The organism is Tabrizicola oligotrophica (assembly GCF_011008935.1).
Classification (GTDB): Bacteria; Pseudomonadota; Alphaproteobacteria; order Rhodobacterales; family Rhodobacteraceae; genus Tabrizicola_A; species Tabrizicola_A oligotrophica.
The window spans coordinates 166,902-192,759 of record NZ_JAAIVJ010000003.1 but is presented as its reverse complement, the minus strand read 5'-3'; the positions used below and the strand labels follow the sequence as shown (position 1 = coordinate 192,759).

The 25,858-nt window shown below is 65.3% G+C and carries 25 protein-coding genes and 1 riboswitch; of the genes, 17 read left to right on the top strand and 8 right to left on the bottom strand.

The features are described from left to right. The first annotated feature begins 115 nt into the window (after nt 1–115). From G4Z14_RS07405 to G4Z14_RS07365, 9 genes are all read left to right on the top strand, one after another. Nucleotides 116–1,426, top strand: a complete 1,311-nt coding sequence (locus G4Z14_RS07405; protein WP_164624240.1) for an ABC transporter substrate-binding protein — start codon at nt 116–118, stop codon at nt 1,424–1,426. A 160-nt stretch (nt 1,427–1,586) separates the two neighbouring features. After that, a complete protein-coding gene (locus G4Z14_RS07400; protein WP_164624238.1) occupies nt 1,587–2,459 on the top strand; it encodes a carbohydrate ABC transporter permease in 873 nt (290 codons plus the stop codon). A 9-nt stretch (nt 2,460–2,468) separates the two neighbouring features. Then, entirely contained in the window at nt 2,469–3,299 is an 831-nt protein-coding gene (locus G4Z14_RS07395; protein WP_164624237.1) for a carbohydrate ABC transporter permease, read from the top strand. Between the two features lie 6 nt (nt 3,300–3,305). Further along, the gene (locus tag G4Z14_RS07390; RefSeq protein ID WP_164624235.1) at nt 3,306–4,301 is read left to right on the top strand and encodes an ABC transporter ATP-binding protein; all 996 of its coding nucleotides are present in this window, start codon (nt 3,306–3,308) and stop codon (nt 4,299–4,301) included. Continuing rightward, nucleotides 4,298–5,065, top strand: a complete 768-nt coding sequence (locus G4Z14_RS07385; protein WP_164624233.1) for an L-iditol 2-dehydrogenase — start codon at nt 4,298–4,300, stop codon at nt 5,063–5,065. Before G4Z14_RS07390 ends, G4Z14_RS07385 begins: the two co-directional genes overlap by 4 nt. A gap of 1 nt (nt 5,066) precedes the next feature. Then, nucleotides 5,067–6,506 carry a mannitol dehydrogenase family protein gene (locus tag G4Z14_RS07380; protein ID WP_164624231.1) on the top strand — a complete coding sequence of 480 codons (1,440 nt, stop codon included), beginning with the start codon at nt 5,067–5,069 and terminating at the stop codon, nt 6,504–6,506. A 103-nt stretch (nt 6,507–6,609) separates the two neighbouring features. After that, the gene (gene mbfA, locus G4Z14_RS07375; RefSeq protein WP_164624228.1) at nt 6,610–7,587 is read left to right on the top strand and encodes an iron exporter MbfA; all 978 of its coding nucleotides are present in this window, start codon (nt 6,610–6,612) and stop codon (nt 7,585–7,587) included. After that, nucleotides 7,587–8,279 carry a nitroreductase family protein gene (locus G4Z14_RS07370; RefSeq protein ID WP_164624226.1) on the top strand — a complete coding sequence of 231 codons (693 nt, stop codon included), beginning with the start codon at nt 7,587–7,589 and terminating at the stop codon, nt 8,277–8,279. The genes mbfA and G4Z14_RS07370 overlap by 1 nt, the downstream gene beginning before the upstream one ends. 127 nt (nt 8,280–8,406) lie before the next feature. Next, on the top strand, nt 8,407–8,775 hold the full coding sequence (locus tag G4Z14_RS07365) for a DsrE family protein (protein ID WP_164624224.1): 369 nt from the start codon (nt 8,407–8,409) through the stop codon (nt 8,773–8,775). Here the strand turns inward: G4Z14_RS07365 and G4Z14_RS07360 are convergent. Next, complete coding sequence (locus G4Z14_RS07360; protein ID WP_164624222.1) at nt 8,772–9,059, bottom strand: HNH endonuclease; 288 nt, start codon at nt 9,057–9,059, stop codon at nt 8,772–8,774. The two genes, G4Z14_RS07365 and G4Z14_RS07360, sit on opposite strands and share 4 nt — an antisense overlap. 66 nt (nt 9,060–9,125) lie before the next feature. Here G4Z14_RS07360 and G4Z14_RS07355 point away from each other — a divergent pair, with 66 nt between their 5' ends. Next, nucleotides 9,126–10,436 (top strand): mechanosensitive ion channel family protein, encoded by a 1,311-nt coding sequence (locus G4Z14_RS07355; RefSeq protein WP_164624220.1) that lies wholly within the window; start codon nt 9,126–9,128, stop codon nt 10,434–10,436. Continuing rightward, the gene (locus G4Z14_RS07350) at nt 10,429–11,589 is read left to right on the top strand and encodes a BaiN/RdsA family NAD(P)/FAD-dependent oxidoreductase (RefSeq protein ID WP_227751585.1); all 1,161 of its coding nucleotides are present in this window, start codon (nt 10,429–10,431) and stop codon (nt 11,587–11,589) included. The genes G4Z14_RS07355 and G4Z14_RS07350 overlap by 8 nt, the downstream gene beginning before the upstream one ends. Before the next feature lie 177 nt (nt 11,590–11,766). On the opposite strand, the gene thiD is transcribed toward G4Z14_RS07350, so the two are convergent. The 7 genes from thiD to thiC are packed head-to-tail and all read right to left on the bottom strand — an operon-like array spanning nt 11,767 to nt 17,700. Next, nucleotides 11,767–12,516 (bottom strand): bifunctional hydroxymethylpyrimidine kinase/phosphomethylpyrimidine kinase, encoded by a 750-nt coding sequence (gene thiD, locus G4Z14_RS07345; RefSeq protein WP_164624218.1) that lies wholly within the window; start codon nt 12,514–12,516, stop codon nt 11,767–11,769. Then, nucleotides 12,513–13,427, bottom strand: a complete 915-nt coding sequence (locus G4Z14_RS07340; RefSeq protein WP_164624216.1) for a HesA/MoeB/ThiF family protein — start codon at nt 13,425–13,427, stop codon at nt 12,513–12,515. The genes thiD and G4Z14_RS07340 overlap by 4 nt, the downstream gene beginning before the upstream one ends. Next, entirely contained in the window at nt 13,424–14,035 is a 612-nt protein-coding gene (locus G4Z14_RS07335; RefSeq protein WP_164624214.1) for a thiamine phosphate synthase, read from the bottom strand. The genes G4Z14_RS07340 and G4Z14_RS07335 overlap by 4 nt, the downstream gene beginning before the upstream one ends. Further along, a complete protein-coding gene (locus G4Z14_RS07330) occupies nt 14,032–14,790 on the bottom strand; it encodes a thiazole synthase (RefSeq protein WP_164624212.1) in 759 nt (252 codons plus the stop codon). Before G4Z14_RS07330 ends, G4Z14_RS07335 begins: the two co-directional genes overlap by 4 nt. 3 nt (nt 14,791–14,793) lie before the next feature. Continuing rightward, nucleotides 14,794–14,991 (bottom strand): sulfur carrier protein ThiS, encoded by a 198-nt coding sequence (thiS, locus tag G4Z14_RS07325; RefSeq protein ID WP_164624210.1) that lies wholly within the window; start codon nt 14,989–14,991, stop codon nt 14,794–14,796. Further along, on the bottom strand, nt 14,981–15,916 hold the full coding sequence (locus tag G4Z14_RS07320; RefSeq protein ID WP_164624208.1) for an FAD-dependent oxidoreductase: 936 nt from the start codon (nt 15,914–15,916) through the stop codon (nt 14,981–14,983). The genes thiS and G4Z14_RS07320 overlap by 11 nt, the downstream gene beginning before the upstream one ends. Beyond that, nucleotides 15,913–17,700 carry a phosphomethylpyrimidine synthase ThiC gene (gene thiC / locus G4Z14_RS07315; RefSeq protein WP_164624206.1) on the bottom strand — a complete coding sequence of 596 codons (1,788 nt, stop codon included), beginning with the start codon at nt 17,698–17,700 and terminating at the stop codon, nt 15,913–15,915. The genes G4Z14_RS07320 and thiC overlap by 4 nt, the downstream gene beginning before the upstream one ends. Before the next feature lie 115 nt (nt 17,701–17,815). Further along, a riboswitch (TPP riboswitch) is annotated at nt 17,816–17,936 on the bottom strand. A 190-nt stretch (nt 17,937–18,126) separates the two neighbouring features. Between thiC and G4Z14_RS07310 the strand changes: the two genes are divergently transcribed. From G4Z14_RS07310 to G4Z14_RS07285, 6 genes are read left to right on the top strand one after another with little or no spacing between them, the layout of a single operon-like run. Further along, nucleotides 18,127–20,325: a NosR/NirI family protein gene (locus G4Z14_RS07310; RefSeq protein WP_164624204.1), complete on the top strand. Its 2,199-nt coding sequence runs from the start codon at nt 18,127–18,129 to the stop codon at nt 20,323–20,325. Between the two features lie 15 nt (nt 20,326–20,340). Further along, on the top strand, nt 20,341–22,290 hold the full coding sequence (gene nosZ, locus G4Z14_RS07305) for a TAT-dependent nitrous-oxide reductase (protein ID WP_164624203.1): 1,950 nt from the start codon (nt 20,341–20,343) through the stop codon (nt 22,288–22,290). Nucleotides 22,291–22,293: 3 nt separating this feature from the next. Next, nucleotides 22,294–23,622 carry a nitrous oxide reductase family maturation protein NosD gene (locus G4Z14_RS07300; protein WP_164624201.1) on the top strand — a complete coding sequence of 443 codons (1,329 nt, stop codon included), beginning with the start codon at nt 22,294–22,296 and terminating at the stop codon, nt 23,620–23,622. Then, nucleotides 23,588–24,484, top strand: a complete 897-nt coding sequence (locus G4Z14_RS07295; protein ID WP_164624703.1) for an ABC transporter ATP-binding protein — start codon at nt 23,588–23,590, stop codon at nt 24,482–24,484. The genes G4Z14_RS07300 and G4Z14_RS07295 overlap by 35 nt, the downstream gene beginning before the upstream one ends. Further along, a complete protein-coding gene (locus G4Z14_RS07290) occupies nt 24,481–25,302 on the top strand; it encodes an ABC transporter permease (protein ID WP_164624199.1) in 822 nt (273 codons plus the stop codon). The genes G4Z14_RS07295 and G4Z14_RS07290 overlap by 4 nt, the downstream gene beginning before the upstream one ends. After that, nucleotides 25,299–25,856 carry a nitrous oxide reductase accessory protein NosL gene (locus G4Z14_RS07285; protein ID WP_164624197.1) on the top strand — a complete coding sequence of 186 codons (558 nt, stop codon included), beginning with the start codon at nt 25,299–25,301 and terminating at the stop codon, nt 25,854–25,856. The genes G4Z14_RS07290 and G4Z14_RS07285 overlap by 4 nt, the downstream gene beginning before the upstream one ends. The last annotated feature ends 2 nt before the right edge of the window (nt 25,857–25,858 follow it).

Sequence of the window (25,858 nt, the reverse complement as noted above, 5' to 3'; positions counted from 1 at the left end):
GTGCGGCAACGAATTTCTCATTCTGCCTGAAGAATAAGCTTGACGATTTGCTTGTGTAATGGGCATTTTCTCATATAGCGATCATTTGCTCACATCGCTTCCGAGGGAGGACACCATGACTGTTACGCTTCGCGCGCTTCTGGGCGCGACGGCTTTCGTTGCGCTGACCGGCGCGGCCCTGGCCGAAACCACCATCACCGTCGCCACCGTGAACAACGGCGACATGATCCGCATGCAGGGTCTGATGGACGACTTCTATGCCAAGAACCCCGACATCAAGGTCGAGTGGGTCACGCTGGAAGAGAATGTGCTGCGCCAGAACGTGACCACCGACATCGCCACCAATGGCGGGCAGTATGACGTTCTGACCATCGGCACCTATGAGGTTCCGATCTGGGGCAAGCAGGGCTGGCTTGCCAGCCTGAACGACCTGCCTGCCGACTATGATGTCGACGATCTGCTGCCCGCGATCCGCGGCGGTCTGACGGTGGACGGCAACCTGATGGCCTCGCCCTTCTACGGCGAAAGCTCGATGGTGATGTATCGCAAGGACCTGATGGAAGCCGCTGGCCTGACCATGGCCGACGCGCCGACCTGGGCTGATATAGAAGCCGCCGCCAAGGCGATGACCGACAAGTCGAAGGAACAGTATGGCATCTGCCTGCGCGGCAAAGCAGGCTGGGGCGAGAACATGGCCTTCCTGACCGCGATGTCGAACTCGTTCGGCGCGCGCTGGTTTGACGAGTCCTGGAAGCCGCAGTTCGACCAGCCCGAGTGGAAGGCGACGCTGGACACCTACCTGCGGGTGATGACCGAATACGGCCCGCCCGGCGCGTCGAACAACGGCTTCAACGAAAACCTGACGCTGTTCCAGCAGGGCAAGTGCGGCATGTGGATCGACGCCACGGTTGCGGCTTCGTTCGTGACCGGCAAGGATTCCACCGTGGCCGACAAGGTCGGCTTCGCTCTGGCCCCCGACAACGGTCTGGGCAAGCGCGGCAACTGGCTCTGGGCCTGGTCGCTGGCGATCCCGGCCTCCAGCCAGAAGCAGGACGCCGCCAAGACCTTCATCAACTGGGCGACCAACAAGGACTATCTGGCGCTTGTCGCCTCCAAGGAAGGCTGGGCCAACGTGCCTCCGGGCACCCGGACCTCGCTGTATTCCAACCCGGAATATGCGGCCATCCCGTTCGCCAAGATGACGATCGACTCGATCAACGCGGCTGACCCGAATGCCCCGACCGTGAAGCCGGTGCCCTATGTCGGCGTGCAGTTCGTCGCCATCCCGGAATTCCAGGGCCTTGGCACCAGTGTCGGTCAGGAATTCTCGGCGGCGCTGGCGGGCCAGAAGTCGGTGGATGAGGCTCTGGCTGCGGCTCAGGCGCTTGTCACCGACGAGATGACCGCTGCGGGCTACATCCAGTAATCCTCCCAAGGATGACGGTCCCTCCCTTCGGGGTGGGGCCCACCTGACGGCGACCGCGCCACGGCAAGCCACCGCGGTCGCCCGTTCTTTTCCGACAAGCCGCCTCCTGCCAAACTGGTCTTTCAGGGCCATTGCGGCCCGTTCCCAAGCGGAGTTTTCCATGGCCACGCAATCCTCGCGCTCTGCCGCCCGCGCCATGTTGTCGCCGACCGTCATCCTCTTGCTGATCTGGATGATCGTGCCTCTGGCAATGACGATCTGGTTTTCGCTGCAACGCTACAACCTGCTGTATCCCGACCGGACCGGCTTCAACGATTTCGGCAACTACACGCGCTTCGTGCTGTCACCGGCGTTCGGCGGTGCGGTGGTCAACACCCTGATTCTTGTGATCGGCGTTCTGGTTATCACCGTAGTTCTGGGCATCCTGATCGCGCTGCTGATCGACCAGCCGATCTGGGGGCAGGGCATCGTCCGCATTCTGGTGATTTCGCCCTTCTTCATCATGCCGCCCGTGGCGGCGCTGATCTGGAAGAACATGTTCATGAACCCGACCAATGGCCTGTTTGCCGAGGCAGCAAAGGTCATCGGCCTCTCGCCCTATGATTTCCTCGGGCAGGCGCCGCTGACCTCGATCATCCTGATCGTCGCCTGGCAATGGCTGCCCTTCGCCACGCTGATCCTGTTGACCGCGCTGCAGTCGCTGTCGTCGGAAGAACTGGAGGCGGCCGAAATGGACGGTGCCAACGCGCTGAAGCGGTTCTGGTACATCATGCTGCCGCATCTGGCGCGCGCGATCACTGTGGTCGTGTTGATCCAGACCATCTTCCTGCTGGGCATCTTCGGCGAGATCCTCGTCACGACCAATGGCGGCCCCGGCACCTCGTCCACCACCTTGCCCTATCTGATCTACAAGGAAGCACTTCTCGATTTCGACGTCGGCACTGCAGCCGCCGGTGGGGTCGTCGCGGTGATCCTTGCCAATATCGTTGCCTTCTTCCTGATGCGCGCCATCGGCAAGAACCTTGATGCGTGAGGAATAATCATGGCCCGTCACGTCACCACCCAACGCCGCGCGATCAATACGGCTGCCGCCTGGACCGTCGCGCTGATCCTGTTCTTCCCGATCCTGTGGACCGTGCTGACCAGTTTCAAACCCGAAGCGCAGGCCGTCGCCTCGCCGCCCATCTTTCTTGGCTTTGACTGGACCTTGCAGAACTATGTCGATGTGAACGAACAGCGCGAATATTTCCGCTACTTCGTCAACTCGATCATCATCGCGCTTGGGTCTACCGCGCTGGGTTTGGCCTTGGCGGTTCCCGCGGCCTGGTCCATGGCCTTCGTGCCCGGTCGCAAGACCAAGGACCTCTTGATGTGGATGCTGTCGACCAAGATGATGCCCGCCGTGGGCGTGCTGGTGCCGATCTATCTTCTGTTCAAGACGCTTGGACTTCTCGACACCCGCATTGGTCTGGTCATCGTGCTGACGCTGATGAACCTGCCGATCATCGTCTGGATGCTCTATACCTATTTCAAGGAAATCCCCGGCGAGATTCTGGAAGCCGCGCGGATGGACGGGGCAAGCCTGAAGGCCGAGATCCTGCATGTGCTGACGCCGATGGCCGTGCCGGGCATCGCTTCGACGGTGCTGTTGAACATCATCCTTGCATGGAACGAGGCGTTCTGGACGATCAACCTGACCGTCACCGATGCCGCGCCCCTGACCAAGTTCATCTCGGGCTTCTCGTCGCCGCAGGGTCTTTTCTACGCCAAACTCTCGGCGGCCTCGACCATGGCCATCGCGCCGATCCTGATCATGGGCTGGTTCAGCCAAAAGCAACTCGTCCGCGGCCTGACCTTTGGCGCGGTGAAGTGAGGGAACATGGGTAAGATCACACTCAGCCAGGTCCGCAAGTCCTTTGGGGAAGTGGACGTCATTCCGGGCATCGACCTGTCGATCGAGGACGGGGAATTCGTTGTCTTTGTCGGGCCGTCCGGGTGCGGCAAGTCCACGCTCCTGCGGCTGATCGCGGGGCTGGAAGATACCACGTCGGGCAAGATCGACATCGACGGGCGCGACGCCACGCTGCTGCCTCCGGCGCAGCGCGGGCTGGCAATGGTGTTCCAGTCCTATGCGCTTTATCCGCATATGACGGTGCGGAAAAACATCGCCTTTCCGCTGAAGATGGCGGGGATGAGTGCGGCAGAACAAGAGGCGAAAGTCCAGCATGCCGCGAAGATCCTGAACCTGACCAACTATCTTGACCGCCGTCCGGGGCAATTGTCCGGCGGCCAGCGCCAGCGCGTCGCCATTGGCCGTGCGATTGTGCGCGAACCGGCGGCCTTCCTGTTCGACGAGCCGCTGTCGAACCTTGATGCAGCCCTGCGGGTGACGATGCGGCAGGAAATCTCCGAGCTGCACCAAAGCCTGAAGACCACGATGATCTATGTGACGCACGATCAGGTGGAGGCCATGACCATGGCCGACAAGATCGTCGTGCTGAATGCAGGGCGGGTCGAACAGGTCGGCAGCCCGCTGGATCTGTATCATTCCCCCCGCAACCTGTTCGTGGCCGGCTTCATCGGCAGCCCGAAAATGAACCTCATCACCGGGCCCGAGGCGGCCAGGCACACCTGCACCACGCTGGGCGTGCGGCCCGAGCATATCCGGGTCGGCGATGGCCCCTGGCAAGGGGTTGTCGGCCTCTCGGAACATCTGGGTTCCGACAGCTTCATCAAGGTCGAGGTCGACGGCATCGGCACCATCAACGTACGGGCCGGGGGCGAGATCGACGTGCGTCACGGCGACCGGATCAGGCTGGCACCGGACATGGACAAGCTGCACCGCTTTGATGCGGAAGGACTGGCGCTGAAATGAGACTTTCCGGCAAAACCGCCCTTGTCACCGGGGCTGCGCGGGGGATCGGGCTGGAATTCGCCCGCGCCTATATCGCCGAGGGCGCGCAGGTGGCTTTGGCCGATATCAATGCCGAGGCAGTTGCCAGCGCTGCTGCTGCGCTTGGTCCGCAGGCGATTGCGGTGCAGATGGACGTGACCCGGCAGGACAGCATCGACGCAGGCTTTGATCGCGCCGTGGCCGAGATGGGGCAGCTCGACATCCTTGTCAACAACGCCGCGCTGTTCTCTGCCGCGCCCATCGCCGAGATCACCCGCGCCGATTATGACAAGCTGTTCGCGGTGAACGTCGCGGGCACCCTGTTCTGCCTGCAAGCCGCCGCGCGCCATATGATTCCGCGCGGCGAGGGCACTGTCATCAACATGGCCTCGCAGGCCGGGCGGCGCGGCGAAGGCCTTGTCGCGGTCTATTGCGCCACCAAGGCGGCGGTCATTTCCCTGACCCAATCCGCCGGCCTGAATCTGATCCGGCACGGCATCAACGTGAACGCCATCGCGCCCGGCGTGGTGGATGGCGAGCATTGGGACGGCGTCGATGCCTTCTTTGCCAAGTATGAGGGCAAGGCGCCGGGCCAGAAGAAGCGCGAGGTCGGTGCCGCCGTGCCCTTTGGCCGCATGGGCACCGCCGCGGACCTGACCGGGATGGCGATCTTCCTTGCCACACCGGAAGCGAAATACATCGTCGCCCAGTGCTTTGGCGTGGACGGCGGCAACTGGATGGCCTGACATGACCTATGCAACCCCCTCTTATGACCGCAAGCGTCTGACCCCCGGCATCGTGCATATCGGGCTTGGTAACTTTCACCGGGCGCATATGGCGGTCTATCTCGACGACCTGTTCGCCTTGGGCGAAAGCCATGACTGGGCGATCATCGGAGCCGGGGTGCGTGCTCCGGACGCGGCGATGCGCGATGCGCTGAAGGCGCAGGACTGCCTTTCGACCGTGATCGAACTGGACCCGAAGGGCCAGACCGCCCGCCGTGTCGGCGCGATGATCGACTTCCTGCCAGTCGAGGCGGGCAATCAGAGCCTGATTTCGGCCATGACCCGGCCGGAAATCCGCATCGTGTCGCTGACCGTGACCGAGGGCGGCTATTTCATCAATGCCTCGACCGGGCAGTTCGACCCGAGCTTGCCAGAGATCGTCGCCGATGGCGCGAACCCTGGCCGCCCCGCTACCGCCTTTGGCGCCATCGTCGCGGCGCTGAGGGCGCGGCGGGCGGCGGGGATGCAACCCTTCACCGTGATGTCCTGCGACAACCTTCCGGGCAATGGCCATGTGACCAAGGCCGCCGTCGTCGGTCTGGCCCGGCTGTCGGACCCTGACCTGGCCGGCTGGATCGCCGCCAATGTCGCCTTTCCGAACGGCATGGTGGACCGGATCACCCCCGCCACCGGCCCGCGGGAGCGCGCCATGGCGGCCAGCTTCGGTCTTGGCGACGATCCGGTGCCGGTTACCTGCGAACCCTTCCGGCAATGGGTGCTGGAGGACAACTTCCCCGCCGGCCGCCCGGCCTTGGAAAAGGTGGGCGTGACCTTCACTGCCCATGTCCATGCCTTCGAGATGATGAAGATCCGCATCCTGAACGGCGGCCATGCCACCATCGCCTATCCCGGCGGATTGATGGACATCGAATATGTCCACGAGGCGATGGCGCATCCGCTGATCAAGGGCTTTCTGGAAAAGGTCGAGCGCGAGGAGATCATTCCCTATGTCCCGCCGGTACCTGACACCAATATCGACGCCTATTTCGATCTGATCGTCGAACGGTTTTCCAACCCCGAAGTGGCCGATACGGAGCGCCGGCTTTGCCTTGACGGCTCCAACCGGCAGCCGAAGTTTATCGTGCCATCGATCCGGGATGCGCTGGCGGCGGGAGGGTCGGTAAAGGGGCTGGCTTTGGTCTCGGCGCTGTGGTGCCGCTATTGCTATGGCGAGACCGACAGCGGCACGCATATCCCGCCGAACGATCCGAACTGGGACGCGCTGCAAGGGCTGGCGCTGGCGGCGAAGGCTGACCCGAAAGTCTGGCTGTCGCAGCGCACGATCTATGGCGAGGTGGCCGATGACCCGCGCTTTGTCGCGGCCTTTGACGCGGCGCTGACCCGGCTCTGGCGCGATGGCACGGCGCATGTTCTTGCGGAGTATCTGCGTGGCGCGGGCTGAATCCTGATATTCAAGCGTTGGCTTACGCGGCGCGGCGGTCGGGGTCTTTTCATTCCGGGGCGGCGGGCCTTTACTGGGGCAAAGTCGTTTCGGAGTTTTCCCCATGCTGTCCGCCATTTCCTCGCGCCGCCGTTTTGCCGATCTGTCGGAGCAAGAGGTGCTGGCGCTGGCGATTTCGTCCGAAGAGGATGATGCCCGCATCTACCGCATCTACGCCGAACGCCTGCGCGCCGAATATCCGGCCTCGGCGGCAATCTTTGACGGCATGGCAGAGGAGGAGGACGATCACCGCCGCCGGCTGATCGACCTGCATCAGGCGCGGTTCGGGCAGGTGATCCCCCTGATCCGGCGCGAACATGTGGCCGGGTTCTATGCCCGCAAGCCGGTCTGGCTGAACGAAACGCTGGGCCTTGACGCCATGCGTGCCGAAGCGCGCGCGATGGAGACGCAGGCCGCCGCGTTTTACACCCGGGCGGCGGGACGGACCTCTGACGCGGCGACGCGCAAGCTTCTGGGCGATCTGGCGGCCGCAGAATCTGGTCATGCGGAACATGCGGGTGAGCTGACGGCGACCCATCTGACCGCAGGCGAAAAGGCTTCCGAGGATGCCGGCGCGCGGCGGCAGTTCGTCCTGACCTGGGTGCAGCCGGGGCTGGCAGGGCTGATGGACGGTTCGGTTTCCACCCTCGCGCCGATCTTTGCCACCGCCTTTGCCACGCAGAACACCTGGACGACCTTCCTTGTCGGCGCGGCGGCCTCGGTCGGGGCGGGGATTTCGATGGGCTTCACCGAGGCTGCGCATGACGATGGCGTGCTGTCCGGTCGCGGCTCTCCCTGGAAACGCGGCCTCGCCAGTGGCCTGATGACCACGCTGGGCGGTCTTGGTCACGCGCTGCCTTATCTGATCCCCGAATTCTGGACCGCTACCACGATTGCCATGATCGTCGTGTTCGTCGAGCTGTGGGCAATTGCGTGGATTCAGAACAGATACATGGAAACACCCTTCCTGCGGGCCGCCTTGCAAGTGGTTCTGGGCGGTGCTTTGGTCTTTGCGGCGGGGGCTTTGATCGGGGGCGGCTGATGTATCGCAAGGGCGAGGTTCACTATCAGGCATTGGCCTTGCCCGACCGGGTGCAAAAGCCCGACGATCAGGCGCTGGCCGATGCGCTGGCCTTTCGCGACTACATGAAGAAGCGCCATTCGGTGCGGCAATACGCGCCGCGACAGGTGCCCGAAGAGATCATCACTGCCTGTATCGAGGCCGCCTGCACTGCGCCGTCCGGGGCCAATCACCAGCCTTGGCATTTCGTCGCCATCGCCGATCCGGCCATGAAGGCACGCATCCGCGAGGCGGCGGAAGAGGAAGAACGCGCCTTCTATGCCGGGGGGGCCGGCGATGAATGGCTGGCGGCGCTGGAACCGATCGGAACCGGGGTGGACAAGCCGCATCTGACCGATGCGCCCTGGCTGATCGTGGTCTTTGCCCAACGCTTCGGCCTGACCGAGGACGGCACGCGCTACAAGAACTACTATGTCCCGGAAAGCGTGGGCATCGCCACCGGCATGCTGATTACCGCCCTGCATCACGCCGGCCTTTGCTGTCTGGAACACACGCCCAACCCGATGAAGTTCCTTGGCGAAATGTGCGGCAGGCCCGAACAGGAAAAGCCGATGATGATCCTGCCCGTGGGTTGGCCGGCGGAAGATGCGACCGTGCCGGAAGTCGCCAAACGCAAGAAGCCGCGCGATCAGGTGCTGACGGTGTTTCGTTAGGCTGTCCTTTCCTCGATCGCCGGAGGCGGGGCATAGTTTTTTGGTGCGCCGGACAAGGTTTTCAGCCAAGCTGTGGATAGTAGGGCGGCGTTCGCGCCTTCCGGGGCTCACAAACGTGGAGAAGGCTATGTCGGATTCGCAAAGAGAACTCGTGGTGCTCATGACGAAGGGTGTCGATCACGAATTGTCCTCGGTCGGTTTCACCATTGCCAACGGGGGCATCACCTCGGGGCTGAAGGTCTGTGTATTTCTGACGAGCGCGTCGGTGGATCTGGTGCGAAAGCGGGCCGTGGAGCTCACGCATGTTCCGCCGCTTGATCCCTTGAAGGCGCTGATCGAAGACTTCATGCGCCGCGGTGGTGAGGTGGTTGCCTGTCCGCCATGCGTAAAGACCCGCGGATACACGCAGGAAGATCTCCTTGACGGCGTGAAGATCGCGGGCGCGAGCGTGATCCACGAGAAGTTCAAGACCGGCGCCGCGTCCCTGAGCTTCTAGCGCCGCCCGCCCGGCACGCGGCTTTGAAAGCCCGGCGGGCGCTTGGCCACCCAGTCCAGAAAGGACCGAAGCCGATCCGATCCGCGCAGGGCCTCGATCGTGGAAAACTGCCGGGCGAGGTCGGCCTCGGAAAACCGGGCGTGAACTTCCTTGTGGCAGATGTGGTGCAACAGCACCGTCTCGCCGCCCTTGCCGCCTTTCAACCTTGGCACCAGATGGTGCAGGCTTTGCGGCGCATCCGGCGGGATCGGGCGCAGGCAGAGGGGGCAAACGGGGTCGGTCATCTTGCCTTGAGCCTTGTGGAATGTCACAGGATGGGCTGACAGCCGTGTTTGGCAAGGGATTAACGAATGAGTGGGACGGGCGATTTTGCCGCCAAGGTGACGGGCTGGATCGAGCAGGCAGGCGAGATTGCGATGGGCTGGCTGCTGTCGCCCGCCGCCTGGTCGCAGTTCGGGCTGCTGGCGGTCGCGGTGATCGTGGCGCGGCTGGCGACGGCGCGCCTGCTGCCTGCCGCCACGCGCTTTCTCGATCCCGCCAGCAAGATCGGCCATATCGCCAGCCTCCGCCGCTTTGCCCTGCGCCTGCTGCCCCTTCTGTTGCCGCTGTTCGCCTATGGGCTGACGGCGGTGGGCGAGGAAGTGACCCGCGCCGCCTTCGGTTCGGGTGACGTCATTGCCTTTGGCAAGCGGGTGTTCATCTTCCTTGCCGCCCGGGCGTTCGTGCGCGAGGTGCTGACCGACAGTTTCCTGCGACCGCTTGGCAGATATGTGCTGCTGCCAGTGGCCGGGCTCTATGTGCTGGGGCTGCTGGACGACATCACGCTGCGGCTGGAAGAAACCATCATCGCGCTGGGCAATATCCGCTTTTCGGTTCTGGCGCTGATCCGCGGTGTGATCGCGGGATCGGTGCTGTTCTGGCTGGGGTCGTGGTCGAACCGGCAAAGCGCCAGCTACATCAAGGCGCAGGAAGAACTGCGCCCGGCCACGCGCGAGCTGGCGGTCAAGGCAGTGGAGGTGATGATCTTCGGCGCCGCCTTCCTGCTCTTGCTCTCCATCATGGGGATCGACCTGACCGCGGTCGCCGTCCTGGGCGGTGCGCTGGGCGTCGGGATCGGCCTTGGCCTGCAACAGATCGCGGCGAATTTCGTCTCGGGGATCATCCTGCTGGTCGAGGGCCAGACCACGGTGGGCGACTATGTCGAGCTTGACGGGGGCGAGAAGGGCACCATCGTCAAGATGACCGCGCGGGCCTGCGTGCTGGAAACCTTCGACGGCAAGTGGATCGTGGTGCCGAACGATCATTTCATCACCACGCGGGTGGTGAACTATTCCGATCAGGGCAGCGCCAACCGTTATGACGTGCCGTTTTCGGTGAGCTACGACACCGACATCAACCGCGTGCCCGAGATCATCGAGACGGCCGTTGCCGCCTTGCCCTTCGTGCTGAAACAGCCCGACGGGCCGGATTGCGAGTTGCGGGGGTTTGGCGAGTCGAGCGTCGATTTTGCGGTGGAATACTGGGTTTCCGGAATTGACGACGGCAAGAACAAATACGCCAGCCAGGTGAATTTCGCGATCTGGAACGCGCTGAAGGCGGCGGGGATCGAGATGCCCTATCCGCACCGGGTGGTCGAGCTGAAGGGTGGCGCGGTTGCCTGACGCGGCCCCCGACGCGCTGGTCATCGGGGCCGGCCCGGCCGGGCTGATGGCCGCCGAGGAGCTGGCCCGCGCGGGGCGGCGGGTGCTGGTGGTCGAGGCCAAGCCCTCGCCGGCGCGCAAGTTCCTGATGGCGGGCAAGTCGGGGCTGAATGTCACCAAGGACCAGCCGTTCGAGACCTTTCTGGCAGCCTATGACTGCCCGGATCGTCTGCGGCCCATTCTGCAGGCCTTTGGCCCCGAGCAGGTGCAGGACTTCTGCCGGGGGCTGGGCCAAGAGGTGTTCACCGGCTCGTCCGGCCGGGTGTTTCCGGTGGCGATGAAAGGCTCACCGCTGCTGCGGGCCTGGCTGGCCCGGCTGGCGGGGCAGGGCGTGGAATTGCACAGCCGCTGGCGTTGGGTGGGGTTTGAGGGCGACGGTTTCGCCTTTGATACGCCCGAAGGGCCGCGGGTCCTGCATCCGCGCGTGACGGTGTTGGCGCTGGGCGGGGCCAGCTGGGCGCGGCTGGGGTCGGATGCGGCATGGGTGCCGTGGCTGGCAGAAAAGGGCGTGCAGATCACCCCGTGGCAGCCCGCCAACATGGGTTTTGCCGTGGACTGGTCGGCGCATATGGCGCGGCAGTTCGGGCAGGCGGTAAAGGGCGCGGCGCTGATCGTGGGGGAGAGCCGCGAGCGGGGTGAGTTCGTGATCTCTGCCCGCGGGCTGGAGGGCGGCGGGATCTATGCCGTCAGCCGCGCCCTGCGCGCCGGAGCCGGGCTGGTGATCGACCTGATGCCGGATGTCCCCGCCGCCGAAATCACCGCCCGCCTTGCCCGTATGCGGCCCGGCGAAACTGCCGCCAACCGGCTGCGCAAGCTGGGCCTAGCCCCGCCCGCCGTGGCGCTGGTGCAGGAATGGGGCCGGGGGATGGATCTGGCGGCGGCGGTCAAGGCGCTTCCGGCCCGCCTGACCGGCCCGCGCCCGCTGGACGAGGCGATTTCGGTGGCCGGGGGGGTGGCGTGGGACGCCGTCACCGAGAGGCTGGAACTGCGCGCCCTGCCCGGCGTCTTTGTCGCCGGCGAGATGCTGGACTGGGAGGCCCCGACCGGCGGCTATCTCCTAACCGCCTGCTGGGCCACGGGGGCCTGGGCGGGCAAGGCCGCCGCCCGCGTCTGACCCCCTGCACTCGGCTTCTGGCGCTGGCGCAGAACCGTGAATGGCTGGAAAACAGCTTGCGGCGCACCCGAAACCGTTGCGCCCATGCGCCCTGCTGCTCCTATGACGAACTTGTCCCATGTTGCTTGCTTCCAATCGCTCGAAAGGATCGCACCATCAAACCATGGGATCAAATAGCTAGATCGACGGAAGGCTCTCCTGATCGACGGCGGCGCGGAAGCGGCGCTGAACCGCCTGTTTTGCCCCGCCGATCGCCGCTTCAAGCGACCGGCCCAAGGCAATCTGCGCCGCTATGGCGCTGGCCAGCTGGCAGCCGGTGCCGCGCAAGGCGGCCTTGAGCCGGGGCGCGCGAAACGGCGTGGGAGGGGCGCCGGGCAGGTATAGCCTGTCCTCGCAGACCTTGCCAAAGGCGGCATGGCCACCCTTGACGAGCACCGCGCGGCAACCAAGGCGGAAAAGCCCCTCGACACGGGCCGCCTCGTGGCGCGCGGCACAGCCGGACAGACGCGCCAACAACGCAAGTTCCGGCAGGTTCGGGGTCAGCAGGTCGACATTCGGCAAAAGCTGGTGCAACAGCGCATCGGCGCCCGCCGCGTCGATCAGGTCGTGACCCGAACTGGACCGCAGGACCGGATCGAGGATGCAAGGCGCGTTCGGCAGACAGGCCGCGACCGCCTGCACCACCGGGGCGGTACAAAGCATCCCGATCTTGACCGCCGCAATCTGTCCTGCCGCCAGAATCTGTGCCGAGACCACTCCCGGCGCGACTGGCTGAACCGCGGTTACCGCCCGGTCAGTCTGGGCCGTGATTGCGGTGACGGCGACGCGGGCCAAGACGCCAAACTCCGCCGCCGTGGCGCAGTCGCGCAGAAGTCCGGCCCCGCCGCTTGAATCCATGCCGCCGATGAAAAGGACGGGCGCCGTCATGCCCCGTCTCCGATAATGGCGACCGACCTGTGCCCGGATGCGATGGCGGCTTTCGCCGCGCGCCAGGCCCGCAGACCCGTCGTGCAGACGAAGACGATCCGCTGACCCGCCCGCACTTGGGGTTCGGGCAATGCCGCCGCGCGAAGGTCGATCACCAGATCGTCGCGGGTGATCTGCGCCGGCGCAAGGATTTCGGGACTGGCGGTTTCCGGCTCTTCCGCCCCGTCGAAGCGAAAGCCGCCAAGCCGCCAGCTTGCAAGATCCAGCGAGAGCATCTGCCCCAGCGGCGACGGCGCCTGTTCCAGTAGAACCGCAAGCGCCATCTGGGCCTGCAAGGCGCCCAGTGCCGCGACCACGGGCGCCATCACGCCATCGCTTGCGCAACTGCCCATCCGGTCGGGCAGATCGGGAAACACGGCCCGCAGGCTGGGCGCCCCGCCACAGAAGCCGCCGACATAGCCTTGCCGGCCCAGCACCGAGGCGCTGACCAGTGGCAGCCGCCTTGCGTGGCAGGCATCCGACAGCGCGTAGGTCGTGGCAAAACTGTCGGCGGCATCTATCACCAGATTGATCCCTGAGAGTTCCGCCTGCGCCACAACCGGATCGACGCGGGCGACGAGGGCCGAGATCTTGCAATCGGGGTTCAGGCCGGCCAGCGCCATGGCGGCCGCCTCTGCCTTGGGGCGGCCGATATCCGCCATGCGGAACAGGGTCTGGCGGTGCAGGTTGCTTTCTTCCACCACATCAGGATCGGCAAGCCGCAGATGACCGATCCCGGCGCCGACAAGGGCGGGCAAGACGGTCGCGCCCAGCCCGCCGGCTCCGACCACCAACACCCGGGCGGCGGCCAGTTTCGCCTGGCCGGCCGCATCAAAGCCGGGCAGGCGGGTTTGCCGGTCGTAGCGGGTCATCGCAGATACTCCCGCGTTGCGGCAAGCCATTCGCGGCAGCGCGCCTCGGGATCAGGGGCCTGCTGGATGTCGGTCACGACCGCCGCGCTTGCGGCCCCGGCGGCAAACAGGCTGGGCAACCGCTCGGGCGTCAGGCCGCCGATTCCGACAAGTGGCGTCGCGCCGGCCCGCGCCTTCCAGTCGCGTACCCGGTCCAGCCCCTGCGCGGCCCATTTCATCTGCTTCAGCCGCGTCGGGTAAACCGGGCCGAGCGCGACATAGGCCGGCCCCAGCGCCAATGCCCGCTCCAGTTCCGCCTCGTCATGCGTCGACAGACCGTAGCGGACCCCCGCGCGCCGAAGCGCGGCAAGATCGGCACTGTCCATATCCTCTTGTCCAAGATGGACGAAGTCGCAGTGCAGATCGAGCGCGATTTCCCAATAGTCATTCACGACCAGCCGGGCACGATGCGCGGTGCAGATGTCGCGGGCCCGGGCGATTTGCCGACGGACATCCGCCTCGGGCAGGGATTTGATCCGCAACTGCACCAGCCGGACGCCAAGCGGCACCAGCCGTTCCAGTTGCGCGACATCCCCGACGATCAGGTAAAAGGGATCAAGCTGTGTCATGCCAGTTCCGCCATGCCGAAGATCGGAGTTGACGGCTGTGCCATGTCGCGCCGAGGCATCAGCCCTGCGGCATGGGCAAGCCTGCCGGCCGCCACCGCCTGACCAAAGGCCCGCGCCATCGCGACCGGATCCAGCGCCTTGGCCACTGCAGTATTCAGCAGCACAGCGTCGAAACCCAGTTCCATCGCCTGCATCGCCTGCGAGGGCGTGCCGATGCCGGCGTCAATCACCAGCGGCACACCAGGGAAATGCGCCCGCATGCTGCGCAGCCCGTCAAGATTGCGCAACCCCTGACCGGAACCGATGGGCGCCCCCCATGGCATCAGCACCTTGCAGCCGGCCGCGAGCAACCTTTCGCCGACGATCAGATCCTCGGTCGTGTAGGGGAAGACCTTGAACCCGTCGGCGCAAAGAATGCGGGCGGCCTCGACAAGGGCGAAGGGATCGGGTTGCAGCGTGTCGGCGTGGCCGATCACCTCAAGCTTGATCCAGTTCGTGCCGAAAAGGTCGCGGGCCATCTGCGCCGTGGTCACCGCTTCGCGCACAGTATGGCAGCCCGCCGTGTTGGGCAGGATGAGACAGCCGCAGTCCCGCAGGATGTCATGAAAGCCCGCGCCACCGCTGCCCTCGCGCCGGAGCGAGACGGTGATCACCTCGGCGCCAGAGGCGGCAATCGCGGCGCGCAGCACCTGCGGCGAGGGATATTGCGCCGTGCCGAGCATCAGCCGGTTTTGCAGATCCAGACCGTAGAACATCGTTCATCCCCCCTGCATCGGCGACAGGATCTCGACTCTGGCGCCGGGGCGAAGCACGGCGGTTTCCCGCGCCTGTCTGGCAACGAATTGCCCGTCAAGCGCCGTCGCCACCGAAGCGCCATCAAGGCCCCGGTCGGCGATCAGGCCGGCGAGTGTTTCGGCGGCGGTGTCAAGCGGCACGCCATTCAGGTCAATGCGCATGGGCAAGCTCCTCTGCCAGCATCTGCACCAGATGCAGCGCCAGTACCGGCGCCATCAGGAACCCGTGGCGATAAAGCCCGTTCAGATGCACCGTATCGCCGACCCGGCGCAGCGCGGGCATGTTGTCGGGAAATGCCGGGCGCAGGCCAGCGCCAGTGCCGATCACTGCGGCTTCTGCAAAGGCGGGGTGCAGCGCATAGGCCGCCGAAAGCAGTTCCATGGCCGCGCGCGCGGTCACGGGGCCGGCACGGTTGCATTCCACCATTGTCGCCCCGACCATGTAGCGCCCCTGCCCGCGCGGCACGACATAGCAGGGAAACCGTGGATGAAGCAGGCGGACAGGGCGCGAAAGGGTTACGTCGGGCGCGTCAAGCAAGAGCATCTCGCCCCGCACGGCGCGCAGGTCAGGCAGCGCCTGAGCGGCGCCAAGCCCCCGGCAATCCACGATGCGCCCGCGCGGCCCCCCGTCACGGAACACAACCCCTCGCGACAAGAGCGCTGCGCGCAGGGCGGCAAGGGCCGCCTCCGGGTCAAGATGTGCCTCGGCGGCAAAGAACAACCCGCGACCAAAGCGCTGCGCAAGGTCGGGTTCCAGATCGTCGGGCGCCACCCATCGGTGGCCTTGGGTGGCGCGGGCAAAACGCTCCAGCTCGACTGCATCGCGGGGGGGCGCCAGTACCAGCGTGCCCCTGCGGGCAACCTCCGGCACATGCGCGTCCCACCAGCCCACCGCCATCTGCCCCTGCACGACGACCCGCGCATCGGCGCTTTCGCCTTCGCAGAACGGCGCGAGCATTCCCCCGGCCAGGTGCGAGGCGGGCGGCGGCGGCCCTTGCGGGTCGATCACCTCGACCATATGGCCAGCTTCGGATAGGGCGGTGGCGGCGCAAAGCCCCGCCACGCCGCAGCCCAGAACCGAAATCATTGCCCTGCCCCCTCGGCCGGAACATAAAGCGCCCCGCCCTCACGGAATTTCGCGGCCATGGTCTCCATGCCCTGCTGCTTTTCCGCCTCGGCGCGGATGTCGTGGGATATCCGCATCGAGCAGAACTTCGGCCCGCACATCGAACAGAAATGCGCCAGCTTGTGCGCCTCTTTCGGCATGGTTTCGTCATGCATCGCACGGGCGGTATCCGGGTCGAGACCCAGATTGAACTGGTCCTCCCAGCGGAAGTCGAACCGCGCGCGCGACAGCGCATCGTCGCGGCGCTGCGCCCCCGGATGGCCCTTGGCCAGATCGGCGGCATGGGCGGCCAGTTTGTAGGTAATCACCCCGGTTTTCACATCGTCGCGGTCGGGCAGGCCAAGGTGCTCCTTGGGCGTGACATAGCACAGCATGGCGGTGCCAAACCAACCGATCATCGCGGCCCCGATGGCGCTGGTGATATGGTCATAGCCCGGCGCGATGTCGGTGGTCAGCGGCCCGAGCGTATAGAACGGCGCCTCGTGACAGTGCTTCAGCTGTTCGTCCATGTTGGCCTTGATCTTGTGCAGCGGCACATGGCCCGGCCCTTCGATCATCACCTGACAATCCCTGGCCCAGGCAATCCTGGTCAATTCGCCCAAGGTGCGCAGCTCGGCGAATTGCGCCTCATCGTTGGCGTCGGCAATCGAACCCGGTCGCAGCCCGTCGCCAAGGCTGAACGACACGTCATAGCGGCGGCAGATCTCGCAGATTTCCTCGAAATGCTCATAGAGGAAGCTCTCGCGGTGGTGGTGCAGGCACCATTTCGCCATGATCGACCCGCCGCGCGATACGATACCGGTGACACGCTTTGCGGTCATCGGGATCATGTGCAGCCGCACCCCGGCGTGGATGGTGAAATAGTCGACCCCCTGTTCCGCCTGCTCGATCAGCGTGTCGCGGAAGATCTCCCAGGTCAGATCCTCGGCCACGCCGCCGACCTTTTCCAAGGCCTGATAGAGCGGCACCGTGCCGATCGGCACCGGGGCATTGCGGATGATCCAGTCGCGGATGTTGTGGATGTTGCGCCCGGTGGACAGGTCCATCACCGTGTCGGCGCCCCAGCGGATCGCCCAGACCATCTTTTCCACCTCTTCCTCCATGCTGGAGGTCACGGCGGAATTGCCGATGTTGGCGTTGATCTTCACCTTGAAGTTCCGCCCGATGATCATCGGCTCCAGCTCGCGGTGATTGATGTTGGCGGGAATGATCGCCCGTCCGGCGGCAATTTCGGCGCGCACGAATTCAGGGGTGACAAGATCGGGCAGCTCTGCGCCGAAGGCCTCGCCATCCCGGGGCGGGGCCGCGCGGCGGGCTTCATTTTCCCGGATGGCGACGAATTCCATTTCCGGCGTGATGATGCCGGCGCGGGCATAGGCCAGTTGCGTCACCGCCCGGTCGCCCACGGCGCGCAGCGGGCGGCGGCGTTGCGGAAAGGCGGGGGTCAGATGCGCGCCGGAGGCAAAGCCGTTGTCCGCCGCCGCGACCGGACGCCCGTCGTAGGCCTCGATCTCGCCGCGGGCCTGAAGCCAGCCGCCCCGCACGTCGCCCAGCCCCGTCGCAATGTCGATCGGAGCGTTGGAGCAGGTATAGGGCCCCGAGCTGTCATAGACGACCAGCGGCGTCTCGCCGGAAATGGCGATCTCGCGCATCGGCACGCTGAGGTCATGGATTTCCCCCGGCAGGTGGATCTTGCGCGAAGCGGGCAGCGGCCCGGTGGTGATGGTCGGCAGGATGTCTTTCATTTCGGTCTCCTCTTGCGATGAGACCCAAGTGAAACTTTTGGCAGAAAGCGGCCCCAAGGCCCCGGCAAAAGGGCCATGCGGCCCGAAAGGACCGCCCTCTGGTCGCGAGGAATGCGGAAATGCCCTTCGGTCTTCCTACGCCAGTGTCAACTGGGTCAGGTTCAAAGGGTCGCTTCACCGGGGTTTCCCCCTGTCAGCCTCTCAGTCCCCTTGGCGGGACTCCCCTGACGTAGGCGCACAATCTGGCCAGGCGCGCGTCGTGTCAACCGCGAATGGCCCGCGCCGGCAATTTTCCGGGCGGAGCGTCACGGCGCCATTGGCAGGCCCTGGCCATCGAACCCGGCCGAACTTTCCCCGCGCTTGAGTTAGGTCAAGGCCCGGTCAACCCGGCTGTGGCAACAGGAGGCCTGCCACGAAGGACCGCTGATGAGATTCCTTGCCCTCCTCTTTCTCGCACTTCTGTCGCTCGCGCCTTATCCGCTGGCGGCCGAGCCGGTGCTTGCCGACCTTCTGCCCAAGGTCGCCGCGGCCGATCTGGTCGCCGGGGCCGAGAGCTTCGGGCCGATTCGTGACGATGCGGCCGTCGCCCCGGTGCTGAAAGGCGGCGAGACCGTGGGCTGGGCGTTCATCACCAGCGATTTTGTCTCGACCACCGGCTATTCCGGCAAGCCGATCCACACGATGGTAGCCGTGGACGCCGACGCGCGGATCACCGGGGTCAAGCTGGTCAAGCATTCCGAGCCCATCGTGCTGATCGGCATTCCGGAGGCCAAGATCACCGCGCTGGCGCAAAGCTACGTCGGGCTTGATCTGGTGGCCGAGGCCAAATCCGGCGGCACGTCGCATGATCTGGAAATCATCTCGGGCGCGACGGTGACGGTGATGGTGATCGACGATTCCATCGTGCGCGCCGGGTTGAAGGTTGCGCGGCGGCTGGGACTTGGCGGGCTGGCGCCGGATGCGGCCACAGCAGGCCCGGCGTTCGAGCTGAACCCCGAGGCCACCGCGGCGCCGGACTGGATGGCGCTGGAAGGTGACGGCACGCTGCGCCGGCTGTCGCTGGATGTCGGGCAGGTCAACGCAGCCTTTGCCGCGCTGGGTGACGACCGCGCCACGGCCCGCGCCATGACCGAAGCGCCCGAGACCACCTTCATCGAGATGCAAGCCGCGCTGGTCTCGCATCCCGCGGTCGCAAAGGCGATCCTCGGCGAAGGTGAAGCCGCGAACCTGACGGGTTGGCTGCAACCGGGCGAGCATGCCATCGTCGTCGTCGGTCGCGGTCTTTATAGCTTCAAGGGCTCGGGCTATGTGCGCGGCGGCATCTTTGACCGGATCGTGCTGATTCAGGACGATGTGTCGGTCCGCTTCCGCGACAAGATGCACAAGCGGCTGGTTGCGGTGCAGGCGACGGGCGCACCCGAGTTCACCGAGGCCGATCTGTTCAAGATCCCTGCCGACGTGGGCTTTGATCCGACCAAACCCTTCCGCCTGCAGCTTCTGGTGCAGCGCGAGGTGGGGCCGATCGAAAAGCTCTTCACCACCTTCGATCTCGGCTACCAGTTGCCTGCCAGCTATCTGCGCCCGCTGGCCCCGGCCCCCGCGGCAGAGCCGGAGGCGGTCGACGCGGTGGCCGGTCAGGACGAGATGGCGGCGCAGCAGGCGCTGTGGAAGAAGATCTGGCAGGACAAGAAGCCCCAGATCGCCGGTCTCAGCGTCCTGCTTCTGGTGCTGACGGCGGTGTTCTTCTTCCAGAGTCTGGCGACGCGCAATGCCAGGGCCTTCTTCTGGTTTCGCATCGGGTTTCTCAGTGTCACGCTGGTCTTTCTCGGCTGGTATGCCAATGCGCAGCTTTCGGTGGTAAACCTGATGGCGCTGTTCGGCGCGCTGGTGGAAGGGTTCAGCTGGCAGGCCTTCCTGCTTGATCCGCTGACCTTCATCCTGTGGTTCTCGATCGCGGCGGCGCTTTTGTTCTGGGGCCGCGGGGCCTATTGCGGCTGGCTCTGCCCCTTCGGTGCGCTGCAGGAGCTGACCAACCGCCTCGCCAAGGCGCTGCACATCCCGCAATGGACGCTGCCCTGGGGCCTGCACGAGCGGCTCTGGCCGATCAAGTACATGATCTTCCTCGGGCTGTTCGGCGTTTCGCTGATGAGCATCGAGCAGGCCGAACACCTGGCCGAGGTAGAGCCGTTCAAGACCGCCATCGTGCTGAAATTCGTCCGCGCCTGGCCCTTCGTGGCCTATGCCGCCGCGCTGTTGATCGCCGGGCTCTTCGTCGAGCGCTTCTATTGCCGCTATCTCTGCCCCTTGGGCGCGGCGCTGGCGATTCCGGCCCGCATCCGGATGTTCGACTGGCTGAAACGCTACAAGGAGTGCGGCAGCCCGTGCCAGACCTGCGCCAACCAATGCATGGTGCAGGCCATCCACCCGACCGGCGAGATCAACCCGAACGAGTGCCTGAACTGCCTGCATTGTCAGGTGCTCTACCAGTCGAAAACGCTCTGCCCGGTCGTCATCAAGACGCTGAAGCGGCGCGATGCTGTCGCCGCCAGCCCGGCGCGCGACCTGCGCAACCACCCGAACGTCTCCAAACCCCGAATCTCACCCGAATCCCAGACAACCAACTGAAAAGGAGTTCCGATCATGACACAGGAACACAAGACAGGGCTTTCCCGCCGCGCGCTTCTGGGCGCGACCGCGGGCGGCGCGGCCCTTGCCGGCACGCTTGGCGGCCGACTGGCGCTGACCGGCGGCGCGGCGGGCCTTGGCACGCTGGCCACCGCCGGCGCGGCGCTTGCCGCAGGTGATGGCTTCAACGTCGCGCCCGGCCAGCTTGATACCCATTACGGCTTCTGGTCCTCGGGTCAGACCGGCGAGATGCGCATCCTCGGCATCCCTTCGATGCGCGAGCTGATGCGCGTACCGGTGTTCAACCGCTGCTCGGCCACCGGCTGGGGCCAGACCAATGAATCGCTCCGCATCCACCAGCGCACCATGAGCGAGAAGACGAAGAAGCACCTCGCCGCCAATGGCAAGAAGATCCATGACAACGGCGATCTTCACCACGTCCACATGTCCTTCACCGACGGCAAGTATGACGGGCAATACCTGTTCATGAACGACAAGGCGAACACCCGCGTCGCCCGGGTTCGCGCCGACGTTATGAAATGCGACGCCATTCTTGAAATCCCGAACGCCAAGGCGATTCACGGGATGCGGCCGCAGAAGTTCCCGAAATCGACCTATGTGTTCTGCAACGGCGAGGACGAGGCGCCGCTGGTCAACGACGGCACCACGATGCAGGACGTTTCGACCTATGTGAACATCTTCACCGCCGTCGACAGCGCAAGCTGGACCCCGGCCTGGCAGGTGATGGTGTCGGGCAACCTCGACAACTGCGATGCCGACTATGAGGGTAAATGGGCCTTCTCGACCTCGTACAACTCGGAAATGGGCATGACGCTGGCCGACATGACCGCCTCCGAGATGGACCATGTCGTCATCTTCAACATCGCTGCCATCGAAGCCGCCATCGCGGCGGGCGAAGGGCAGGAGCTGAACGGCGTCCGCGTTCTGGATGGCCGCAAGGACGCCAAGAGCCAGTTCACCCGCTATGTGCCGATCGCCAACAACCCGCACGGCTGCAACATGGCGCCGGACAAGAAGCACCTGTGCATCGGCGGCAAGCTGTCGCCCACCGTCACCGTGCTGGACGTGACCAAGTTCGACACGCTGTTCGAAGGCGATGCCGATCCGCGCAGCGTGGTGGTGGCCGAGCCGGAGCTGGGCCTTGGCCCGCTGCACACCGCCTTTGACGGGCGCGGCAATGCCTATACCTCGCTGTTCCTCGACAGCCAGGTGGTGAAGTGGAACATCGAGGATGCGATCAAGGCCTATGCCGGCGAGAAGATCGACCCGATCAAGGACAAGGTTGACGTGCAGTATCAGCCCGGCCACCTGAAAACCGTGATGGGCGAGACGCTGGACGCCGAGAACAACTGGCTGGTCTGCCTGTGCAAGTTCTCGAAAGACCGCTTCCTGAACGTCGGCCCGCTGAAGCCGGAAAACGATCAGCTGATCGACATTTCGGGCGACAAGATGGTCGTGGTCCACGACGGCCCGAACTTCGCCGAGCCGCATGACGCCATTGCGGTGGCCGCGAGCAAGGTGAACCCGCTGTCGGCCTGGAACCGGCAAGATCCGATGTGGGCCGAAACCCGGGCGCAGGCCGAGGCGGACGGGGTGAACCTCGACGAATGGCAGGACATGGTGATCCGCGACAAGGACGATCCGAAGAAGGTGCGGGTCTACATGTCCAGCCAGGCGCCGAACTTTGCGCTGGAAAGCTTCACGGTCAAGGAAGGCGACGAAGTCACCGTGATCGTCACCAACCTCGATGACATCGACGACCTGACCCACGGTTTCACCATGGGCAACCATGGCGTCGCCATGGAAATCGGCCCGCAGGCGACCAGTTCCATCACCTTCACGGCAGCCAATGCCGGGGTTTACTGGTATTACTGCCAGTGGTTCTGCCATGCGCTCCACATGGAGATGCGCGGCCGGATGTTCGTCGAACCCGCTGGGGCCTGACCGATGCGCCGCTGCCTTGTCGCCCTGCTGACCTTGCTGTCCGCGCCGCTTGCGGCGGCGGAGCTGCATGTCGCGCCGGGCGAAGGCACGCTGGCCGCCGCCATCGCCGGGGCTGCCCCCGGCGATGTGCTGATCCTCTCTGGCGGGGCCTATGCGGGCCCCGTCACCATCGACCGGACGCTGACGCTGCAGGGTGACGGCACGGCCACCCTCGACGGCCAGGGTCAGGGCAGCGTCGTCACCATAACGGCCGATGACGTAGTGCTGACCGGGTTGCACATCACCGGCTCGGGCAAGGTCAACCAGACGCTCGACGCCGGGATCAAGATCGTGAAGGGTGCCGATCGGGCGCGGATCGAGGGCAACCGCCTGACCGACAACATGCACGGCATCGACGTTCACGGCGGGCTGGACACGCTGGTCCGCGGCAATACCATCGAAGGCCGCCAGAACCAGCGGATGAACGAACGCGGCAACGGCTTTTATGTCTGGAACAGCCCCGGCACCGTGATCGAGGGCAATTCCGTGCGCTGGGGCCGCGACGGCATCTTCTCCAACGCCTCGAAGAAAGGCACCTACCGCAACAACCTGTTCCGCGACCTGCGCTTTGCGGTCCATTACATGTACACCCACGACAGCGAGATCACCGGCAATATCTCGATCGGCAATCACCTTGGCTTTGCGGTGATGTTTTCCGACCGGGTGGTGGTGAAGGACAACCTGTCGCTTGGTGACCGCGAACATGGCCTCATGCTGAACTTCGCCAACGGCGCCGACGTGGCCGGCAATCTGGTGCGTGGCGGCACGAAGAAATGCCTGTTCATCTACAACGCCCACAAGAATCTCTTGTTCGGCAACCGTTTCGAAGGCTGCGGCATCGGCATCCACTTTACCGCCGGGTCAGAGCGCAACATGCTGACCGACAACGCCTTTCTTGGAAATCAGGAGCAGGTGAAATATGTCGGCACCCGGTTCATGGAGTGGAGCTTCGAGGGCCGCGGCAACTTCTGGTCCGACCATCCCGCCTTCGACCTGAACGGCGATGGCATCGCGGATGGGGTCTTCCGTCCGAACGATCTGATGGACCATATCCTGTGGTCGCAACCTGCGGCGCAGCTTCTGACCGGCTCGCCTGCGGTGCAACTGGTGCGCTGGTCGCAAGCCTCGTTCCCGGCGATCCTGCCGGGCGGGGTTACGGACAGCCACCCGCTGATGCAGCCCATCACCATTCCCGTCCCCGACGACATCGCCGCCCTTGAGACCGACGTCGCCGGAAGATGGAGCAAAGGCACATATGATGACCTCGACCCTGACGATCTCGCAACTCACTAAACGGTTCGGCGAGGTGGCGGCCCTGACCGGGGTCAGCCTGTCGGTCGCGCCCGGTGAACGGGTCGCGCTTCTGGGCCACAACGGCGCGGGCAAGTCGACGATGATGAAGATCATCCTTGGCCTGATCCCGGCGACCAGCGGGCAGATCAGCGTCTGCGACGCGGCTCCGGGCTCTATCGCTGCCCGGCGTTCGGTGGCCTATCTGCCCGAGAATGTGGCCTTTCACCCCGCCCTGACCGGCGAGGAACAGCTGCGCCATTACCTCGTGCTGCGTGGCGAAAGCCCGTCGCAGGCGATGGGGTTGCTGGAAAAGGTGGGGCTGGCGCAGGCCGCCCGCCGGCGGATCGGCACCTATTCCAAGGGTATGCGTCAGCGTGTCGGTCTGGCGCAGGCGCTGATCGGCCAACCCCGGCTTCTGGTGCTGGACGAGCCGACCTCGGGTCTGGACCCGGTGTCGCGGCGCGAGTTCTATGCACTCCTGGACGACCTTGCAAAGCAGGGGGCCTCGATCCTGCTCTCCTCGCATGCGCTGACCGAGGTCGAGGCGCGGACCGACCGGATCGTGATCCTGTCCAAGGGCCGGATGGTGGCCGAGGGCAGCTTGGCCGAGTTGAGACGCCGCGCCGACCTGCCGGTCACGCTGCATGTGACGGCAAGGAACGGTTCCGCGCCCGAGATTGCCCGCAGCCTGCCGGGGGCGATCCTTGTGGACGGGGCCTTGCACCTGACCTGCACGCAGTCCGAAAAGCTTGCCCAGCTTGGCCGCATTGCCGGGCTGGGTGACAAGGTGGCCGATCTGGACGTGCTGCCGCCAAGTCTTGAAGACCTTTACAGCCATTTCAGCCGGGGGACCGTCCAATGAAGCGCATCCTCTCGACCGCCCGAACCGAGTTTCGCATCGCCCTGCGCAACCGCTGGGTCTCCATCGCGCTTGCGGTGATGGCGGTGTTCTCGCTCGTGCTGGCGCTGGCCGGTTCTGCCCCGACGGGAGGGTTGGGGGTGGACCGGTTGTCTGTCACCGTGGCCTCGCTGACCTCGCTGTCGGTCTATCTGATCCCGCTTCTGGCGCTGCTGATGAGCTTTGACGCCATCGCCGGCGAGGCCGAGCGCGGCACGCTGCCGCTGTTGCTGGCCTATCCCATCGCGCGCGAGGCGGTGCTGATCGGCAAGCTGGCGGCGCATCTGGCAATTCTGGCGCTGGCGCTGCTGCTGGGCCACGGGCTTGCCGCGGGTGTTGCGATCTGGAACGACCCCGAGGCGCTGACCGGCCTGCCTGCCCTCTGGCGGCTTTCGTGGTCCTCGGTGCTTCTGGGCGCGACGTTCCTGGGTGCCGGCTATGCGCTTTCCGCCTTGTCCCGTCGCCCTTCGGGGGCGGCCGGGCTGGCCATCGGGCTTTGGCTTGGGCTGGTCGTGCTCTATGATCTTGGCCTGCTGTCCGCCATCGTCGCCGACAACGGCGGCTGGTTCACCACCGAGGCCTTCCCGGTCGCGCTTCTGGTCAATCCGGCCGATGCTTTCCGGCTGTTCAACCTGACCGCCTCGGGCGCCACCGCCGCCGCGGCCGGCGTCGGCGGCGCTGCCGACACCATCCCGCTGTGGCAATCCCTTGCCTCGGTCCTTCTCTGGCCGCTGGCCGCTCTGGCCCTTGCCGCCGCCGCCTTCCGAAAGGTCACGCCATGAAACGCGCCTTGCTGTTCGTCCTCGCTCTCGCCGCCTGTCAGGAAGAGGTCGCGCAGAACACCGCCCCCCTGCCGCTGAAGCCGGAGACGCTGGGATATTTCTGCCAGATGAACCTGCTGGAGCATGAAGGCCCGAAAGGCCAGATCCACCTGGAAGGCCTGCCGGGGGCACCGCTGTTCTTCAGCCAGGCCAGCGATACAGTCGCCTATCTGCGCCTGCCGGAACAAAGCCACCGGGTCCTGGCGATCTATGTCAGCGACATGGGGGCGGCGGGGGCCAGCTGGGCAGAGCCGGGGGCGGACAACTGGATCGACGCCACTACGGCGCATTTCGTCGTCCAGTCGGATGCCGAGGGCGGCATGGGCGCGCCCGAAGTGGTGCCCTTCGCCGATCCGGCCGCCGCCGCGGCCTTTGCAGCGCAGCATGGCGGCAGCGTCGTCGGGCTGGAGGCCATCGCCGACGCCACCCTCCTTGCCGCCGAGTCGCCCGAGGCCGAGGGCGATGCGGATTATGCGCGCCGCCTGAAATCCTTGTCCGGCGCGACGGGAGGTTGACC

Coding starts and splice junctions, on each gene's coding strand:
- G4Z14_RS07405 (WP_164624240.1), top strand. CDS start 116: ATGACTGTTACGCTTCGCGCGCTTCTGGGCGCGACGGCTTTCGTTGCG.
- G4Z14_RS07400 (WP_164624238.1), top strand. CDS start 1,587: ATGGCCACGCAATCCTCGCGCTCTGCCGCCCGCGCCATGTTGTCGCCG.
- G4Z14_RS07395 (WP_164624237.1), top strand. CDS start 2,469: ATGGCCCGTCACGTCACCACCCAACGCCGCGCGATCAATACGGCTGCC.
- G4Z14_RS07390 (WP_164624235.1), top strand. CDS start 3,306: ATGGGTAAGATCACACTCAGCCAGGTCCGCAAGTCCTTTGGGGAAGTG.
- G4Z14_RS07385 (WP_164624233.1), top strand. CDS start 4,298: ATGAGACTTTCCGGCAAAACCGCCCTTGTCACCGGGGCTGCGCGGGGG.
- G4Z14_RS07380 (WP_164624231.1), top strand. CDS start 5,067: ATGACCTATGCAACCCCCTCTTATGACCGCAAGCGTCTGACCCCCGGC.
- mbfA (WP_164624228.1), top strand. CDS start 6,610: ATGCTGTCCGCCATTTCCTCGCGCCGCCGTTTTGCCGATCTGTCGGAG.
- G4Z14_RS07370 (WP_164624226.1), top strand. CDS start 7,587: ATGTATCGCAAGGGCGAGGTTCACTATCAGGCATTGGCCTTGCCCGAC.
- G4Z14_RS07365 (WP_164624224.1), top strand. CDS start 8,407: ATGTCGGATTCGCAAAGAGAACTCGTGGTGCTCATGACGAAGGGTGTC.
- G4Z14_RS07360 (WP_164624222.1), bottom strand. CDS start 9,059: ATGACCGACCCCGTTTGCCCCCTCTGCCTGCGCCCGATCCCGCCGGAT.
- G4Z14_RS07355 (WP_164624220.1), top strand. CDS start 9,126: ATGAGTGGGACGGGCGATTTTGCCGCCAAGGTGACGGGCTGGATCGAG.
- thiD (WP_164624218.1), bottom strand. CDS start 12,516: ATGACGGCGCCCGTCCTTTTCATCGGCGGCATGGATTCAAGCGGCGGG.
- G4Z14_RS07340 (WP_164624216.1), bottom strand. CDS start 13,427: ATGACCCGCTACGACCGGCAAACCCGCCTGCCCGGCTTTGATGCGGCC.
- G4Z14_RS07335 (WP_164624214.1), bottom strand. CDS start 14,035: ATGACACAGCTTGATCCCTTTTACCTGATCGTCGGGGATGTCGCGCAA.
- G4Z14_RS07330 (WP_164624212.1), bottom strand. CDS start 14,790: ATGTTCTACGGTCTGGATCTGCAAAACCGGCTGATGCTCGGCACGGCG.
- thiS (WP_164624210.1), bottom strand. CDS start 14,991: ATGCGCATTGACCTGAATGGCGTGCCGCTTGACACCGCCGCCGAAACA.
- G4Z14_RS07320 (WP_164624208.1), bottom strand. CDS start 15,916: ATGATTTCGGTTCTGGGCTGCGGCGTGGCGGGGCTTTGCGCCGCCACC.
- thiC (WP_164624206.1), bottom strand. CDS start 17,700: ATGAAAGACATCCTGCCGACCATCACCACCGGGCCGCTGCCCGCTTCG.
- G4Z14_RS07310 (WP_164624204.1), top strand. CDS start 18,127: ATGAGATTCCTTGCCCTCCTCTTTCTCGCACTTCTGTCGCTCGCGCCT.
- nosZ (WP_164624203.1), top strand. CDS start 20,341: ATGACACAGGAACACAAGACAGGGCTTTCCCGCCGCGCGCTTCTGGGC.
- G4Z14_RS07300 (WP_164624201.1), top strand. CDS start 22,294: ATGCGCCGCTGCCTTGTCGCCCTGCTGACCTTGCTGTCCGCGCCGCTT.
- G4Z14_RS07295 (WP_164624703.1), top strand. CDS start 23,588: ATGACCTCGACCCTGACGATCTCGCAACTCACTAAACGGTTCGGCGAG.
- G4Z14_RS07290 (WP_164624199.1), top strand. CDS start 24,481: ATGAAGCGCATCCTCTCGACCGCCCGAACCGAGTTTCGCATCGCCCTG.
- G4Z14_RS07285 (WP_164624197.1), top strand. CDS start 25,299: ATGAAACGCGCCTTGCTGTTCGTCCTCGCTCTCGCCGCCTGTCAGGAA.